General features: G+C 39.1%; 14 protein-coding genes. 5 read left to right on the top strand and 9 right to left on the bottom strand.

The window, feature by feature from the left end:
• Positions 1–43: 43 nt before the first annotated feature.
• Genes BW142_RS18400 through BW142_RS18425 form a run of 6 tightly spaced genes read right to left on the bottom strand, consistent with a single transcriptional unit; the run spans position 44 to position 6,655 of the window.
• Positions 44–769 carry a response regulator gene (locus tag BW142_RS18400; protein WP_076925874.1) on the bottom strand — a complete coding sequence of 242 codons (726 nt, stop codon included), beginning with the start codon at positions 767–769 and terminating at the stop codon, positions 44–46.
• 14 nt (positions 770–783) lie between these two features.
• Complete coding sequence (locus BW142_RS18405) at positions 784–2,406, bottom strand: sensor histidine kinase (protein WP_076925875.1); 1,623 nt, start codon at positions 2,404–2,406, stop codon at positions 784–786.
• 11 nt (positions 2,407–2,417) lie between these two features.
• On the bottom strand, positions 2,418–3,938 hold the full coding sequence (locus BW142_RS18410; protein WP_024599701.1) for a tripartite tricarboxylate transporter permease: 1,521 nt from the start codon (positions 3,936–3,938) through the stop codon (positions 2,418–2,420).
• 3 nt (positions 3,939–3,941) lie between these two features.
• Positions 3,942–4,409, bottom strand: a complete 468-nt coding sequence (locus tag BW142_RS18415) for a tripartite tricarboxylate transporter TctB family protein (RefSeq protein WP_024599700.1) — start codon at positions 4,407–4,409, stop codon at positions 3,942–3,944.
• Between the two features lie 12 nt (positions 4,410–4,421).
• Positions 4,422–5,402 (bottom strand): tripartite tricarboxylate transporter substrate-binding protein, encoded by a 981-nt coding sequence (locus BW142_RS18420; RefSeq protein WP_024599699.1) that lies wholly within the window; start codon positions 5,400–5,402, stop codon positions 4,422–4,424.
• An 11-nt stretch (positions 5,403–5,413) separates the two neighbouring features.
• Positions 5,414–6,655, bottom strand: coding sequence for a porin (locus BW142_RS18425; RefSeq protein WP_076925876.1), 1,242 nt, complete (start codon positions 6,653–6,655; stop codon positions 5,414–5,416).
• A 499-nt stretch (positions 6,656–7,154) separates the two neighbouring features.
• Between BW142_RS18425 and BW142_RS18430 the strand changes: the two genes are divergently transcribed.
• Positions 7,155–10,133 carry a DUF3857 domain-containing transglutaminase family protein gene (locus BW142_RS18430; RefSeq protein ID WP_076925877.1) on the top strand — a complete coding sequence of 993 codons (2,979 nt, stop codon included), beginning with the start codon at positions 7,155–7,157 and terminating at the stop codon, positions 10,131–10,133.
• 628 nt (positions 10,134–10,761) lie between these two features.
• Here the strand turns inward: BW142_RS18430 and ylqF are convergent.
• Positions 10,762–11,706, bottom strand: a complete 945-nt coding sequence (gene ylqF / locus BW142_RS18435; RefSeq protein WP_024599696.1) for a ribosome biogenesis GTPase YlqF — start codon at positions 11,704–11,706, stop codon at positions 10,762–10,764.
• A 91-nt stretch (positions 11,707–11,797) separates the two neighbouring features.
• On the opposite strand from ylqF, the gene BW142_RS18440 reads away from it, so the two are divergent.
• Both BW142_RS18440 and BW142_RS18445 read left to right on the top strand, forming a co-directional pair.
• A complete protein-coding gene (locus BW142_RS18440) occupies positions 11,798–12,334 on the top strand; it encodes a YaeQ family protein (protein WP_024593828.1) in 537 nt (178 codons plus the stop codon).
• Between the two features lie 183 nt (positions 12,335–12,517).
• Complete coding sequence (locus BW142_RS18445) at positions 12,518–13,123, top strand: alpha/beta fold hydrolase (RefSeq protein ID WP_024599695.1); 606 nt, start codon at positions 12,518–12,520, stop codon at positions 13,121–13,123.
• On the opposite strand, the gene BW142_RS18450 is transcribed toward BW142_RS18445, so the two are convergent.
• The gene (locus BW142_RS18450) at positions 13,120–13,329 is read right to left on the bottom strand and encodes a hypothetical protein (RefSeq protein ID WP_024599694.1); all 210 of its coding nucleotides are present in this window, start codon (positions 13,327–13,329) and stop codon (positions 13,120–13,122) included. The two genes, BW142_RS18445 and BW142_RS18450, sit on opposite strands and share 4 nt — an antisense overlap.
• 334 nt (positions 13,330–13,663) lie before the next feature.
• Here BW142_RS18450 and BW142_RS18455 point away from each other — a divergent pair, with 334 nt between their 5' ends.
• Entirely contained in the window at positions 13,664–14,137 is a 474-nt protein-coding gene (locus BW142_RS18455) for a Dps family protein (RefSeq protein ID WP_004334993.1), read from the top strand.
• 283 nt (positions 14,138–14,420) lie between these two features.
• On the opposite strand, the gene BW142_RS18460 is transcribed toward BW142_RS18455, so the two are convergent.
• Entirely contained in the window at positions 14,421–17,363 is a 2,943-nt protein-coding gene (locus BW142_RS18460) for a TonB-dependent receptor (RefSeq protein ID WP_076925878.1), read from the bottom strand.
• A gap of 238 nt (positions 17,364–17,601) precedes the next feature.
• Here BW142_RS18460 and BW142_RS18465 point away from each other — a divergent pair, with 238 nt between their 5' ends.
• Positions 17,602–18,354 carry a response regulator transcription factor gene (locus BW142_RS18465; protein WP_007579810.1) on the top strand — a complete coding sequence of 251 codons (753 nt, stop codon included), beginning with the start codon at positions 17,602–17,604 and terminating at the stop codon, positions 18,352–18,354.
• Positions 18,355–18,363 lie beyond the last annotated feature (9 nt).

Consider the following 18,363-nt stretch of genomic DNA (forward strand, 5'->3'; position numbering starts at 1 on the left):
TGAAATAAATGGAATTTAATGCATTTACTTCAAATGCACGAAGTTACTTCGTTATTTTATAGCAGCGTTCAGGGCGGCCAATACTACCGTAGCTTTGATCCGCAGTTAACTTGCCTGACTCCAGTAAATACTCCAAGTAACGGCGCGCTGTAGAGCGGCTTACGCCAACTAAATCGCCCACTTGTTGAGCGGTAAATGCAGTGGTTCCGTGCTCTACAAAAGCATTATGTATTTTTTGTAGGGTAAGTTGATCGACCCCTTTTGGTAAACGAATAAACGTGTTGGTTTGTTGCTTTGAGCCAAATAATGTATCAACCATCGACTGTGTTACTTCACTCGCATCAGAAAAACATTGCTGACGTGATTCAAAACGTGCAAGAGCTTGATCAAGACGGCTTAGCATTAACGGCTTTACTAAAAAGTCGCACGCGCCTAACTGCATTGCTTTTTCAAGGGTTTCGACCTCTTTAGCTGCTGTTAACAACATAACTTCACTTTTAATCGCCCGTCGTCGTAAATCGCTTAACAAATCTAAGCCATTGCCATCTGGCAAATGTATATCGAGTAGAATTAAATCGGGTTCAATAGCATGCAACAAAGCTGTTGCCGTACTTAAATTACCGGCAATGCCTACTACCTGATACTGAGCTTGTCTTAAGCTCTGCTTTGGCGTTTGGCTACCGGCCACACCATTTGGTAATAACAAGTACTGCGCTAATAGCTGTGCTACCTCTACTTCGTCTTCAATTATTACTACTGAATACGTCATATTTAATGCTCTTATTATTTTGGAATATAAATACTTAGCCTTGCACCAAGCAAGTCTGACTCACCAATTTCTAACGTGCCACCACATGAGTCCAAATTTGTTTTTACTAAATATAACCCAATACCATGCCCCGCTCCCGATTTAGAGCTGTATTGAGGAGTAAAAATAACATCATGGTCAGAGCCTAACCCAAAGCCAGTATCTTCTACATCAAATAAAAGTGTTTGACTGGTTTCATCAACGGTTACACGTACTTTTGCAGAGCGAGAATCTGATGCTCTAATTGCAGCTTCAATGGCATTGTCTATTAAGTTTCCTAAAATAGACACTACTCGCTCTAGCATATCTTTGCGTGCAATAACGCCAAGTAGACTGTCAGGATTAAGCTCAAGCACAACATTTAATTCTCGCGCTTTATGATATTTACCCACTAACAAACCAGCAAGCACTGGGTCTTGTATGCACTCTAACAAGTTATGAATTTGTGCTTGGGAGCCTTGGCTTTCTTGCCCTATAATTTCTATAGCTTGCTCATTTTTCCCCATTTGCACTAACGCGCCAATTAAGTTGAGCTTATTGGAGTAGTCATGAGTTTGTACCCTTAAAAGCTCTGCAAAAGCCTGAACTTTAGTAAGTTGCTGGCTTAAATATTCAAGTTCATCAGAGGGGCGCATACTTAGTAAAATACCATCTGCCTGCCCTTGCACCTGTAAAGAAAACCTCGATAAAATGAGTCGTTTATCGGCGGCAAACAATTCAAAACCCACTATTTTACGCCGCTGATTTCGTAATAGAAACTCTGCGTGCTCTGGCAGTAAATCGTTTAAGCTGAGGTTCTGATTAATAATTGAAGTTGGTTTATCTAATATTTCGCAGGCGCGTTGGTTGAGTTTTCGTACTTTTCCGTCCGGGTCGAGTGCAATAATACCGCTGCGTACCGTATTTAAAATTGCATCTTGCTCTGAAAACAAACGTGCAATTTCATCTGGCTGCAGGCCAAAAATAGCATTTCTGACACGCTGTCCAATATAAATAGCCGCCAGTATACTTAAACCTACAAGTATTAAGCCCCATATTAAAATTTCACTACTGCGAGAGAGAATAAGCGGATCGATTGATTGTACTAAAAAACCAACCGACACAACGCCTACTATTTCATTATTACCTGCGTACACCGGCACTTTGCCACGAATTGATTCACCTAAACTACCATGAGCTACCGAAATATAGCGTTTACCTTTTAGCGCAGCTTGGCTATCGCCACCAACCATTTTCTTGCCAATTTTATCTTCATCTGGATGCACAATACGAAATGCATTCTCATCGCCAATAACAATAAAGTCAGCACCTACAAGTTGTCGTAAATCTTCAATTTGCATGTTAATAGCGTTTAAGTCACTAGGGGTTTGCAATGCATTAATTACATCAGCACGTGTAGCTACACTACTAGCCACAGCTAATGCCTTATCGCCAATATGGCTATGTAAACTTTGCGCTGTAAGTTGATACACCAACGCGCCAAATAATAAAGCCTGCAATACACATAATCCTGTTACCCAAATAATTAATCGTGTTTCTAAACGTTTAGGTTTTGTGACCATGTTTTGCAATGGATTTAGCTTGTTGGTGTTTTTCATTTCATTCTCAATTATGCATTTGCTTTGTCTTCACGGCGTTGCATTAAATAATCTTTTAAAGGAAATAACAGCACTAAAATTGAAATTATAAATATGCTCAATGTTAGCGGGCGATCCCATAAAAAGCTTAATGAACCATCGGAAATCATCATTGAACGACGGAAGTTTCGCTCAATCATATCTCCTAATATAAAACCTAATAATAATGGTGCCATAGGAAACGACAGTAATCGCAATATTAGCGCAACCACTGCAAACCCCACCATCATAAATAAGTCGAAGGTATTGAAGGACACTAAGTAAACACCAATTAAGCTAAAGAACAAAATCATCACAGTAAGTACTGACTTAGGCATTGCTAACACTTTTGCAAAGTAAGGGATAAGCGGAAGATTTAAAATAAGCAGCACAATGTTACCAAAGTACATACTTACAATAACCGCCCAAAATACACTTGGGTTTTCTTGCATAAGCATTGGACCTGGCTGAATACCGTAAGCAATTAAAGCGCCTAGCATAATTGCAGTTGTTCCTGAGCCCGGAATACCAAGCGTTAACAGCGGTACAAACGATCCTGTACACGCGGCATTATTTGCTGATTCTGGGGCAGCTAAGCCACGTAATGAGCCTTTACCAAATTTTTCTTTTAAACCTTTTGGCGCTAAATTTCGCTCTGTTGCATAAGCCATAAAGCTCGCAATAGTTGCACCTGCACCCGGTAGCACTCCCACTATAAAACCTAAAATAGACGAGCGACCAATTACTGGTGCTATTTCTTTAACCTCGGCTTTACTTAACTTGGTTGAACCTATTTGCGGAGTGTCGGAATCATTAATATTTTTAGCATCTTTTTTCTCTGGCTTTACAACATTTACAAGTGCCTCGGCTAATGCAAACGTTGCCATAGCAACTAATAAAAAGCTTATTCCGTCGAGTAAATCAGGTTGTCCAAAGGTAAATCGGTCAGTACCTGATGACGGATCGATTCCAACCGTTGCTAGCATTAAGCCAAACACGGTCATCATCATTGCTTTTAAAAATTGCCCTTTATTTGAAAATGCTGCAATAGCTGTTAAGCCTAAAAACATCAGTACTACATAGTCAGGGGATTGAAAACTCAATGACACCTTTGCTAATAAAGGCGCAGCAACCATTAATAATATGGCGCCAATTGTTCCGCCTATAAAGGAGGAATAAGCAGCAATTGCCAATGCTTTACCTGCATGACCTTGTTTTGCCAGCGGATAGCCATCAAAGGAAGAAGCCACAGTGCCAGCAACCCCTGGTGCATTAATTAAAATAGACGACGTAGAGCCACCAAAAATTGCACCATAATAAACACCCGCCATTAAAATCATGCCCGAGTCGGCGCCAATGCTATAAGTAATAGGGATCATTAAGGCAATTGCGGTAATTGGCCCCAATCCTGGTAACATGCCTATAAAGGTGCCAACAAGGCAACCCGCAATAACATACATTAAATTATTAAAGTCGAGCACGGTCGACAAACCAAGCATAATTCCATCAAACATAACTTAACTCCACAAATCGCCCGGAACCAAGTAAATACCTAATACTTGAGTCATCAAAAACCAAAACACCACTGCAACCGGAATCGATGCAAATAGCAAAATTCCCTTACGTCTTTCGCCCATAACAAAAAAACCGGCAAGCAAAAATGCACTAGTCGAAATTAAAAAACCAATTGGCTCAAGTGCAGCGCTATAAATCACCATTAATATTAATAAACCAAAAGTGCGCAGCATGTGTGATTTTTCAAGAACATCACCTGCATTCGTTTTTTCTCTTGGTTTAAGCAATGTTGAACCAATAGACAGTAAGCACACCACAATACCAAACCCAGCATATACTTTAGGAAGAGTCGCTGAGGTAACTGTTTCGTATTCTTCAAACGGTAATAGTGGAATTTGCCATGCAACCACGGCATATAAAGTAAATAGTGCCAAGAATAAACTTGGCCCTAGTAATTCGCGATTCATCATTTTAAACCTCGATTAACGTGCTGCACGGATAAAACCAAGCTCTTCCATAACCACTTTAAGTTGTGCTTCCTGCGCTTCTAGTGATTTAATAAATTCATCTTTTTCTTGAAACAGATTTAGCCAACCATTACGAGCTCTCACAGCCTCCCACTCAGGAGTACTTTGCAACTCACGAAGCTTTTTTGTGTACTGTGCTAACTTTTCAGCGGGTAAATTAGGCGCAGCAAAAAGACCACGCCAATTTACAAATTCCATATCGTAACCAAGTGACTTAAGCGTAGGGATTTCTGGGTAATCAGGTAAAGGTTTACCAGATGTAACCGCTAAAATGCGTGCTTGACCACCGTTAGCGACTTCAAGCGCTTCACTTAAACCTGTTGAAAGTAAATTCACTTCGCCTGAAAGCAACCCTGCTTTCGCTTTTCCACCTGCATCGTAAGGAATATAACGCAAGCGTCGACCATCTATACCCGCCGCTTTAACAGCTTGAGCCGCCACTAAGTGATCCATACTGCCGCGAGCAGAACCGCCCGCCACTTTTATCGAACTTGGATCTTCTTTTATTGATTTAATAACATCCTCCCAAGTTTTAAATGGAGAATCGTTACGTACAACAAATGCGCCGTAATCTGCAACCATGCTGGCTACAGGGGTTAAATCACGGTAGCTATAAGGAATTCGCCCGCTTAAAGCACGCAATACAATAGGCGTTGAGTTAACCATTAAAATATCGCCCTTTTTTGTACCCGACTCGATTAAGTATGCAATAGCGCGACCGCCACCACCGCCAGACATATTTTGAAAAGATGCGTTACCTTCAATACCCGACTTAACTAAACCTTCACCTATACCTCGGGCTGTTGTATCCCAACCACCACCAGGACCGCCTGGAATTAAAAAGTGAGTGTCGGCTATTGCCAATGGACTGCTAAGCACTAACGATGCTGCAATTATGGTCGTTTTTACTGATTTAAATGACTTAAATAATTTCATTGTGTGTATCCTTAAAATAAATACTGCATACGTGCACTAAAGCCCATGCCAGAGTCTTCATCGCCAACAAGTGCTGGAGTGCCGGCACCTTCTACATCGCTGTAAATTAGATTGCCCATAAATTTAATATCACTACTTACGTAATAAGATGTACCTAATGTATAAGTTGTTGCTTTTGTGCCTTGTAAGATACTTGTAGCGTCTACTTCTGAAACACGTGCCACCAACTCCCATGCATCTTTAATATTTTTAGGTTGTACAAATAATGCAGAGCTCGCTTTGTATTGGCGCTGCTCGCCCCCTAAAAAGTAACTTGCCGATACATGAAAACCATCAAAGCGCTCGCCATCTAAAAAATCAGCACTATTAGCGGCATCAAGTGAGCGGCTTGCATATTCAGCCTCAAGTGTTAAAGAATCCGCCTGATAAGCAAACTCAAAACCGGTTTGCGATAAGCTATCAAGTGGGCTTGTTACACCACCGGCGGCATAATCAACAAGGCGGGTATTGGCTTCGCGCACTTCACCACGCGCAAAACGTGCTCCTAATTCATTGCCTCCCATGTCGCGATATGAATGCCACACGCCTAAATGAATTACATCGCCAGGTGATGCACTCGACCATGTAGCACGCCCAGTAATAGCAAGAGTAAGCTTGTCGTTTTCATCACTACCTGTTGCACCAAATGCATCATTTTTATAAACGCCTATCGCGTAACGAAAGCCAGAGTCTTTAAAATATTGATAAGCAGAAGCGCCCCAACGAAAAAATGGAGAGAAAGTATTGGCTAGCGAACTACGCTCAATCGTATTAATGTGCTTTGAACTGGTTAATGCATTTAGCGATATATCTTCGCGAATTTTACCTGCTTTAACTTTAAGTCCGCTATCAAAAGCATAACGAACACGCGCCATCACTATTTCAGCAGTGCCTTCAGCAAATTCGAGTAATAACTTGTGATCCCAATTTCCGTGCTCACTTTCAACGTAAGTACGAATACGACGAGGAAAAAAATCGCTGCCGCCAGAGCCCTCGTTATCGGCGTTGTAAGCACCGTCAAAATAGTTGTAGTCGAGCTGAACCCGTCCACCAAACTCTAAATTAAAACCGCTGGTAGTTTTTAATGCACTTACTTCTTTTTGTAGCGCATCTAATTGCTCTTGTAGTTTTTGCGTATCGTTATTGGCTAAAACGGATGTACTTGCTAATGCAGCAGCAACTGCCAAAGCGAGTTGTGTGTTACTTGCTTTCATTATTTTCTCCACGCTTGTGTGTATATTTATTGTCAGGTAGATAAGCGACGACAAACTGCTATCTAACGCGCAGCTTATTGTTAACGGGAAATTAACGAAATATTTAGAAGGTAAGGTGCATTGATGATCGTTATGTGCTTTTTGCTCATAAAGTTCATGAACAAAAAGAGCAAAAACAGTTGCTGTTATATTTTGATTTATAAATACTTTTAAGGGTTTTAATGATTACCGTACGAATAAACAGATAGGATTTTTGCAGATCTAACGAAACCAGTAATAAAGTAGGTTTAACTAATTATGGTTTGGAAATACCACTAAAAAATTATTTCAAGAACATTTTAGGGGAAGCTAAGCGTTTCGCAATTACATAGCAGTTCATTTATATACTATTAATTAACTACTCACGTACGGGCCTGTTAACATCTCATTGTCAAAAAAGTCTAAATTTGGTACATTCTTTCCTCGATAGTATTTATAAAAACAACTATAAGACCCTACAATGAAATGGAACTTTCTTCGACTCAGCTCTTGGCTACTTGCACTTACCTTATTAATTTTCTCTCATAATATTTTTGCGCAGCAATATAAAATAGATAAGCCAGCTAATTGGGTTAATACACATATTATTGAGCAACCCAAGCATTCCGACATAACCAAAGTGCGTGACGGTACACTGTATTTGTTACTCGATAACCAAACTTATGTTCCAAATAAACAAAAGCAACAACGCTATACCCGCCTAGTTATGAAAGCTTTAAATCAAAGTGGTGTTGATTATATAAGCCAGCTTAATCTTGATTTTGATCCAAGTTACGAGTCGCTAACATTAAACAGCTTAACAATTATTAGAAATAGCGAGCGCATTGATAAGCTTGGTAGCGCGAGAATGACGGTTATACAAAGTGAATCTGAATTAGCAGATCGTATTTATAACGGTAGCCTGTCACTCAATATTATTATTGATGATATGCGCAGTGGCGACATACTTGACTACAGCTACACAGTGACAGGTAGCAACCCTATATATGCTAATAAATTTAGTACAAGACGCACGCTGAACTGGTCGGTACCCGTAGTGCAACAAAATATGCGTGTACTTTGGGGTAAACAAACACCTCTACATATAAATACAATAAACGGCGCAGCCGATATTCAAGAAACGGTTAATAAATATGGCAAAGATTATTCTATAACTCTTTTTGAAGAACCTTTACTGGAGCAGAATTCTCAAACCCCAACGTGGTATGACCCATATACACAAGTTTACTTTTCTGAGTTTGACGATTGGGGTCAGGTAGTTAACTGGGCATATCCACTTTATCAATCAGCCATAGAAACTCCAAATAGCATTTTGGATGTAGCTGAAAACATAAAAGCAACACACACAAAAACATCAGATAAAATTGCCGCAGCACTGCGCTTTAGCCAAGACGAAGTTCGATATTTAGGGCTTGAAATGGGCACTAACTCGCATCAACCAACGTCAGCTTCAGAAACGCTTTCGCTACGATACGGCGATTGTAAAGATAAAACGGTACTGCTTATTTCGTTATTAAAAGCGATGGGTATAGAGGCTTTCCCTGCGCTGGTCGATACTGAAGAAACCAAACGTTTAATAGAACTACCGGCTACTGCAAGTGTGTTTAATCACGTAATTGTTACGCTTAAGCAAGACGGAAAGCGCTACTGGCTCGATCCTACGGTGAACTACCAACGAGGTACACTTGAATATTTAGCACAACCTGATTATGGCTATGCCCTAATTATTGATAAAGGTGAAACTGCTTTAACCTCTATGGCACAAAAGCCTGTACATACAAATGTATCTGTAGAAGATAACTTTTTTATTGCAGAAAAAGTATCTGAGCCATCACGTTTTGAAACCCAATACACTTATGCCGGATTTGAAGCAATTAACCGAAGAAGTAATATAGCCAGCAGTGGTCTAAATAGCGTTGCTAAGTCTTACTTTGAGTATTACCAAGGATTTTTAAATGGTTTATCAATAAATGAAACAATGGCAATTAGTGAGCAAGAGCAAACGGGTAAACTAATAACCAAAGAATCGTATTTAATTGATGAATTTTGGGAAAAAACAGATGAAGGCTACGAAGCTAGTTTTTATGCAAGTGAAATACAAAACAGTGTTTACGAACCAAAACAAGTAAACAGAACTGACCCGCTTTACTTCAGCTATCCCAATATAATTAACACCACAATAAAACTACATTTTACAGAAAAAGATTGGGGATTTGATAGCGAAAAAGAAGAAATTGATAACGACTACTTTAATTTAAAAACAGCCACTGAATTTAATAATAACGTTTTAACACTGACCTATAGCTATTACGCAAAACAAGATCATATAAAAGCCACTCAAATAGATGATTATTTAGCACAGCGTAAAAAGTTAATATCAGCAACTCATTACCCTATTCTAAAATATGCAAAGGCGAGCGAAACGCCTCAAACAACAGCTGATGTGTTAGATAGCTTTGGTTATAGCTGGCTTAAATATGTGTTGGCTGGCTATATTTTAGTACTCATATTCTTTTTCGCCGATTGGCGATTAGAGTCAGCAAAAAAAGTGAAATTTGAAGATAGTCCATTTTATGCAGTATCTGTAGGTAAGTTTATTATTTACAGTATTTTGAGTTTAGGCATATTTGTTAACTATTGGAGTTATCGTAACTTTAAAGCCATTAAAGAACGCGATAACTCAAGTATTATGCCTATTGCTCGAGGTATATTTGCATTTTTATGGTATTACCCTTTGTACCTCGCACTTGCAGAGCACAGCCAGCAACAGCTAAACAAAAATAAAGTAATGCCTAACTGGACTGCCTTAACACTCTGGCTAATGGTACTTGCCAGCGCCTTTGCTTATCGAATGGACGAATACGCAACCATAGTGATTTGTATAATGCCATTTTTATGGTTGCCTCTAGTTAGTTACATTGAGCAAACCGATACAAGTAAAGAAGCCTTACATTACAACTCGTACTGGCGAATTAGACAGTATTTAATCTCGCTTGCGTTTGCACCTCTATTATTTTTGGGCGTACTTCAAGAAGTAAATATTTTACCCAATGCTGCAATTATCAAAGGCGATAGTTTATGGCCTTACCAAGTACACTTTTTAAAACGTAATCGCCTAACACCTGAAAACGAAGAAATACTTTATTTTTATAGCGATGCAGTATTTGATTACCGAGAAGACGGTAACGGAATAACCGAAAACTATATTTTTAGTTACTACAAAAACGATGACGGTAAGCTTGAATCGGATCTTAGTCACTTTAAAGATATAGAAAAAATAGAAGCCTCGTACGGTAAAACCAAGCTTGATAACACAAGTATAAAAGTAATAAAAACTGACGGTAGTGACTTCTTACTCATTGTAGGGCGTCTAAACAAGCAGGATAAAGTACTAGTGGAGCAGATTAATTTACGTATAACAGCAAATAAAGTGCGTTAGTGGCTTAAAATATCCAATTAGTACGAATATTTTTAGCCACTAATTAAAGGCTGTTAATCTTTGAGGGCTAAGATTTTACAAGAGACTATTTGATTTGATATCAAAGCAGTCGCTGTCTTGGAAGGCGATAAAATCATTCCTAGCTTGAATTTATTTTAACTTTGAAAGATCAATGCTTTTATACTAAAAATCCATATCAAATTATTTAATAAGTATTAAAAACCTATTCTTAATTGTTTAACCAAGATAAGCATTTTTATGAAATGGCAGTGCTAACTAGCCGATTTATATATGAATAAAAAACAAGCTCCACAATAATAAGAATTATTTGCATTTAGGTATTGACAGACAGTTAGATCTAACTGATAATCAATATCAACAAGACGGATTGCATACCACTTGTTAAGGAATGAATTGATTTGTTTCTCGACCCTGAAACAACGTGTGGCGCACGTTAACAGCTATGGTTACTTGTTATGAACCGCAACGCCCCTTGATGTTGATGATGAGTAACCGCCCTACTATTTTACTTGCTACATTGCTCATATCGGTGACGGTAGATATGAAACTAAAAAAGCCCTTACGGGCTTTTTTTATGTCTGTAATTTAGTTGGTTAAATTAAACTAATTAACGACGATTTTTACGTGCTCGTGCCCGGCGTTGAAGCTTTTCTTCTTCTTTAGCTGCTTTTTTAGCTTCTGCAGCGGCGCGTAAACCAGCAACCATTACTTCTTCTTCCTCACGCATTTGCGGAGTTTCCATCGTAATACGGCCAATAATACCATCGCGCAATTCGTTGATTAGTATTTCAGACATTTTGTATGTGTCTATTTGATTACCACCACGGATACAGCCGCGTTTTTTACCCGCCATTTCAACAAATTCCCAATCACTTTCAGGCAGTTCGGCAATTTTATAACGCGCTTTTAAAAGCTCAGGGTAAGCACGCAATAAGTACTCAGCGGTGTAACTTGCTACTTCTTCATACTCAAGCGCAGTATCACGAATAGCACCGGTAGCGCCTAAGCGATAACCTGAGTTTTCGTTTTCTACTTTTGGCCACAACATACCTGGCGTATCGTAAAGCATAATACCGTCTTCAAGCTTAATGCGTTGTTGCGCTTTAGTAACAGCAGGCTCATTACCTGTTTTTGCAACTATACGTCCAGCCAATACATTAATTAACGTAGATTTACCCACGTTAGGAATACCCATTATCATGGCTTTAATTTGCTTATCGGCGCCCACTTTATGCGGCACTAGCTTTTTACAAAGCTCATTAATACGGTGTACTTCAGCTGCTTTATCATGTCCAAAAGAAATCGCTTTAACACCGTTTTCTTGCTCAAAATAATCTTTCCAAATTTGAGTCATTTTAGGATCAGCTAAATCAGCCTTATTTAAAATTTTGATGACTGGCTTGCCTTCACGCAAGGTTGCCACCATCGGGTTTTCACTACTGTAGGGAATGCGCGCATCAAGCACTTCAATGATCACATCCATTTGTGGCATTATTTCTTTAATTTCATTGCGGGCTTTATTCATATGCCCAGGGAACCACTGGATAGCCATTTTTAACTCCTAACGTATAATTAACCGCTATTTTAACTGGCAATTCATTTAATTGCGCTATACTGACGCAAATTTTTTCAGATTAGTTGTTATGGCTCTTAAATCCACCATTATGAAAGTGCAGTTATCGCTTAGCGATATGGACCGCCACGTTTATCAAGATTTTAATTTAACCTTGGCTCAACACCCATCAGAGACCGATCAACGGTTGATGATTCGCTTACTCGCTTTTGCGCTAAATAGCTGTGATGGTTTAGAATTTACTAAAGGATTAAGCGCTGATGATGAGCCTGAACTGTGGCATGTAAGCTATAGTGAAGAGATAGAGCTGTGGGTTGAGCTTGGCTTACCAGATGAAAAACGCCTTAAAAAAGCCTGTAATAAATCTAAAAAAGTAGTGCTATATACTTATGGTGAAAACAATCAAGCAATTTGGTGGCAAAAACATCAACCTAAATTGTATGAATTTAAAAATCTAAGTATTTTTAGCCTTGATTATGCAGCAACACAAGCACTTGCTGCTTTAGTTGATCGTGGAATTAAGCTCGCCATTACCATTCAAGATGGTGAAGTATGGGTAAATACCGATACAACCAATATTGAAATAAAACCGCTACAGTTAATGTAATTACGGTAGTTATACCAATTGCATTAAATTAGTTATCTATTATAGCGACAAATAAATAAGTCGATAACAAGGCGAAAATTATGACATATAGTTGTTCTATATAAATAATTTTTAACGCAGGTAGCGGATTATTTAATACGCTAGAATGATCATGTTTTTAATAAAATTGGTATTAGGGAGCATATGAAAGTTAAACACGTTATTGTTTTACATGGCTTGTATATGTCTGGCTTTGTTATGCGCCCACTTTGTTCACGGCTTGAAGAATCGGGGATGACAGTATTAAACATTACCTATAATACGCTCGACCCTCACCGCGATACCATATTTGCACAAATTGATGAGTGTATTTCTAACGAGCCTGCAGCGCTTGTATGCCACTCTATGGGAGGGCTGATTGCACGTGCTTACCTAGAGGCAAACTCCCCTGCTAGCCAGAATGTTACGAAGGTAATTACGCTTGGTACTCCACACAAAGGCAGCCATATTGCGCAAAAGATGAAACAAAAAGGGTTTGAATCATTTTTAAAAAATAGTGTTGAATTTTTACTCACTAAAAATGGTAATTGGCCTTTTAAAGCTAAGCTTTACAGTATTGCAGGCGATTTACCTATTGGGCTTATGCCCTTAATAGTTAAAGGTAGCCAGTCAGATGGCACTGTATTACTAGATGAAACCAAACTTAAAGGTATGGCCGAACATAAAGTGTTTCATTTAAGCCATACCAGTATGATTTACTCGCGCCAAGTACTCGATTACATTTTAAAGTGCTTAAACGAAAGCGATTAATCCTCAGCATTGGCTGCTATTTTATAACTAATTAAAAATACTACTGCCAATATAAGCGGAATCGGCGCCGCAATGTAGCCAAAAACATCCGAATTCGCAAAACTCGCACCTGCTAAGTGGGCTACTAACCCTAATACAAATGCGATGACTGCAAGACCTACCACTATTAACTCTGCTTTATTTTGTTTCGCTGTTTTTGCATGCATGTTATCTCTCCTAATTATTTCGACACACTTATTATGCGCCGTTAGGGTGGATGATTTTTGACCTGCATCAATAAAAAAATAGCTAAATTATCGCCTTGAATAAAGTTTGTTTTAGATCATAATTTATACTTATTTAGCGTTTATTTACTTTTAAGGGGTGGTATTTTTATTAATCAGACCCATTTCTATTAATAGTTAGAGGTGCGTATTGATATCAAAAGCAGTTAATAGGTTAAAGCTATTAACTAGATATATTTAAACGATTTTACTAAACAATAAAAATCCGCGATACTTATCACAAGTTCACAAACAAACGGTTATTCAGGAGCAAGTTATGTCACATGTAAACGCAATTGGTCTAAACAGTGCAAAAAGCGAAGACATCATAAAGTCACTCAATACATTATTGAGTAGCTACCAGATTCAATACATGAACGCGCGTGGCTTTCACTGGAACATTAAAGGCCGTAACTTTTTTGAACTACACGTTAAATTTGAAGAAATTTATAACTTACTACTTCTAAAAGTAGACGAAGTTGCAGAACGTATTTTAACGTTAGATGGTGCGCCTCTACATGCATTTTCTGATTACCTTGAAGTAAGTAAAATTAAAGAAGCTAAAGGTATTAGTGATGGCGTTACAGCCGTAGAAAACCTACTTGCTGGTTACAGCACATTAATTCACATGCAGCGTGATATTTTAAGCCAAGCTGGTGATGCAGATGATGAAGGTACTGCCTCACTAATGAGCGATTACATCTCAGAGCAAGAAAAACTGGTTTGGATGCTAAAGGCTTACTTAGACTAAACTAGCAAAAAAAAGCCCTCAATGAAGAGGGCCACAAATAGGGATAAATCGTTAAATAATCAAGCGATTCGGTTACTATATTAGCCTGCTCCCAATACTAAACAACGCCCCTGTTACCAGTGGCGTTGTTTTTGGTTTAAGTGGGTACAATGCTCATATATTGGGATAAACAATATATGAGCATTACTGCTCTCATTATTTTTTCCAATAAAAAAGCCCCAGCGATACTGGGGCTTTGTGAACGTAACTAATTAAGTAACTATATTAGTGTCGTTATTGCTGGTTAGAACTTACTTCTAAAACCGATGTAGAATGATTGACCAATTGGGTCGTACGTACCTGCATCAGTTTCAGTACCAGTACTTGAACCACTTACACCCGATAAAATGCGCGGTGGCTCTTTATCAAATAAGTTACTTGCACCAGCGTAAAGCTCTGTTGAATCGCTGATATGGTAACTTGCTTGAACATCATGATACGTTACTGAACCAATCCCTACTCCACCTGGAGCAATACCAAAACCACTTAAGAATTGATCATCAAAGTCTGCAGCGCCAATGTAAGTTAAGCTCCAGTTAAAATCAAAGTCGTTAAGTTTATAACCAAAGTTCCAGTTAGCTTTATGCTCTGATGCACCAATTTCTCCAGCAAACTCATCTTTATCAGCGCCTGGAAGTGGAATGCTATAACCATCGATTAGGTAAGTATAAGCAAGGCGAGTTCTAAACGCACCTGGACCAATATCAGTAGAGTACGTTAGTGTTAAATCAACACCTTCTGTACCTAAACCACCACTGTTAGATACACCACTGTCGATAAATTCTAGTGAACCAGCACTATTATTACCTGATGGCGCACTACGACGAGTTACAAAGTCACAAAAGCTTGTATCGCCGCCGCCATAACATTGGTCAAGAATAAACTGACGAGGGGTTGATACTATTGCATCTGTAATTTCGATATCAAAGTAATCAAGCGTAATGTCTAGTCCTGAAATTAGGTTTTCTGGTGTAAATACTAAACCTACTGTTACAGAGTCACCAACTTCTTCTTTTAAATCTTGGTTGCCACGGTTAAAGCCACTAATACCTTGTAAGTCAGACTGGTTAAGCGTGAACTCACCATTTGAAGCGATATTAGTTGTAACACCACCATCTGTACGACAAGCATCACCAGCAGCACCACCGCCACTATTAGTAACACCTAAACATGGATCGTTTAAACCACTTGGGAACGTTTGTGAAGGCGGAGAAAATAGTTCATCGATATTTGGAGCACGCGTTGAACGAGCACGAGTAGCACGTAAACGTAAGCTATCCATTACTTCCCAATCAACACCCACATTCCAACTTTCGGTGTTACCGACTGTTGAATAATCAGATAAACGAACTGCTGCATTCATCGTTACAGTATCAAGTACTGGGATGTTTGCTTCTACATAGTACTCTGTTACGTCAAACGAGCCTTCTGTTGCTGGGATTGCATTACCTGCATTAAGACCGGCTTGCTGTAGTGCATCAAATTCACTGCGTGAAAATTCTTCGCGGTATTCAAAACCAGCAGCAATACCCACCGTACCTGCTGGTAAATCAAATAAATCACCTGAGATATTACCACCAATGATCTCTTGCTCAACTGACGTTGAAAGAGAGCTAGGTGCACTTACAAAATCAATAGCTCCTTGTGATAACGAATTAAAACCATAAATGTCTACAGGCGCACAGTTAAAGCCGCGAGCTGTCGCATCGATACAGATAGCCTCGTCAGTAATACCGTCACCATCTAAATCTTGGCTATCAATAACAGCTTCTAAACCTTGACGGAAGCTTTGCACGTTGACTAAACCACCAGAAACTTGCTGCTCTTTTGTTTTACCATATACGTAGTAAGTATCGTAAAACCAACCATCTGCTATTTCACCTTGAAAACCAAGCGCTAAACGGAATGTATCACGCTCTGCTCGTGCTCCACGGTTACCAATGTCACTCAAACGTTTTGCAAAAAAGATATCACGCATACCATCACCATCGGTGTCGGTTGCTGCGTTATATATATCGTCTGGTACAAATGCATTTCGTAATATTTCACCGTTTACATTAAATTCAATCGGTACTTGGCCATTTGCATAAATATCATCAGAAGCAAAAGGGAACGGCTCTAATTCAGAAACAGTTGTTGTTGCAGCGTAAGTGCCTTCATAAAAAAAGCTATGCTTGTCACTTAACTCATAGCTACCATTTGATGCGAATAAGTAGCGCTCTGTAGGTATTGCTATTGTACGTACGCCGCTTCGGTTAAAACCATTTGCATCTACGCCATCGCCACCATTAGTACTAAATGAGTTTTGTAGGTTGTTTGCATCATTAAACGTAAATGTTTCATCCCCTGCGCTAAAACGACCTTGTGGTGGGAATGAAGATAAAAACGGGCTTACCGCATCAAATACAGAGCCTGGGTTTGCTACTGGATCATCTTCGAAGAAAATACCTGAAAATTGGTCTACCGCTGAGCGATCACGGTCACGTGAGAAAACAGCACCTTGATCAGAGTAACCAAGGTGAAACATGGCGTGCCCTTTACCATCTGAGCTTGATAAGCCTGAGGTAAAGTTAAATTGGCGTGACTCATCATCACCTTCACTCGATTCACCGTACTGACCTTCAAACTCAACGCCTTCAAAGTCATCTTTTAGTACAAAGTTAACTACACCAGCAACAGCGTCAGAGCCATAAACTGATGAAGCACCACCGGTCATAATTTCAACACGTTCGATAAATTGGCTCGGAATAGTATTTAAATCGACAGCAGAGCTGCCAGGTACACCAGAAACATAACGGCGACCATTAACTAAAACCAATGTACGGTTAGAGCCTAAATTACGTAAATCAACTGTAGCAACCCCCGCACTGGCTGTATTAAAGTTTGAATTAGTACGGCTAATAGCTGGCGAACCAAATGCTGGGTTCTCTAGCAGTAAATCTTGAATATTTAATGATCCCGATGCATCAATAGCGGCACTATCTACAACTTGGATAGGCGCTGATGACATCGCCTCAGCTGAACGAATACGAGAACCTGTAACTTGTACACGTTCTATTTTAGTAATTTCGTCATCTTCTGCAGCCACACCTTGAAATGAAATGCTTGCAAGTATGGCGCTGCTTAGCGCAACTGTTAACGACGATTTTTTAAATAATCGCGCGCTACCTTTGTTAGTTAATGTCATATAATTCCCCTGAATTGTTATTTTTGTAACTAAATAGTTACTTCGCGGATTACAGTAAGGGGATTTATTTAAACACTCTACGTGCATTATTTATGAGGCGTAATCTTTGGTATGAATAGCTAGTTTGATGGGATTAATTAGTACGTCACAATTATTTTATAAATATATTGTACTTTTCATAACAGTTTTTCCGCTAAGCACGGTCTTTGTTACTATATACAGCAAGAGATATAAAATAATGGTCGCTTCTTTTCATGCATTAACTTTTGTTAGTAACACTAAGTTTGCAACATTTTTAACAAAGCGCGTGCAAGAGCACCGACACTTTGAATCTCAATCTTTTATTCAGGCAAACAGATTAGATCAAATAGATACAGATCAATACAACGTACTTTTTTACGAACTAACCAATCTGGCTGATCCTATGCAAATAGTGCATTTAACAGAGCTCGCTAAAAAGCTTAAGTTAGTCATTATTGCCCAGTCGGGTCATTTTGCGAGTTTTGCTTTTGAAGTTGGCGCTGTTGATTTTTTAATAGTAGATTCTACAGCACCGCGTATTGATAAATGCTTTGATAAACTAATTCACCTTTGCCCGATTGCAAGCGCGGCTGAGCGCCAATATCAACAGAGCACACAAACCGAAAAACCATCATCACATATTGTAGTTAAAGATGTAGGTAAGGTAAGGCTAATTGATATAAAAGATATTATTTGGATTAATGGTGCGGGCAATTATGTAGAGCTGCATTTTACCCAAGGTAGTACACCGGTATTACACCGCGAAACCATGAAAAATATTGAACAGCAGCTAGAGCCAGAAGGGTTTATTCGTATTCATCGCTCGACGCTGGTAAGAAAACAAGCTATTTGCGAACTGATGCCTACCGACAGTGGCGATTATAAAGTAAGACTTAAAAACGACATGTGCTTAAACCTTTCAAGGCGCTATAAAGGGTGTTTAGAGAGTATTATAAGCCCTCTTCAGTAGCGGTTTATA

It is taken from the genome of Pseudoalteromonas sp. EB27 (genome assembly GCF_001974875.1).
Taxonomy (GTDB): domain Bacteria; phylum Pseudomonadota; class Gammaproteobacteria; order Enterobacterales; family Alteromonadaceae; genus Pseudoalteromonas.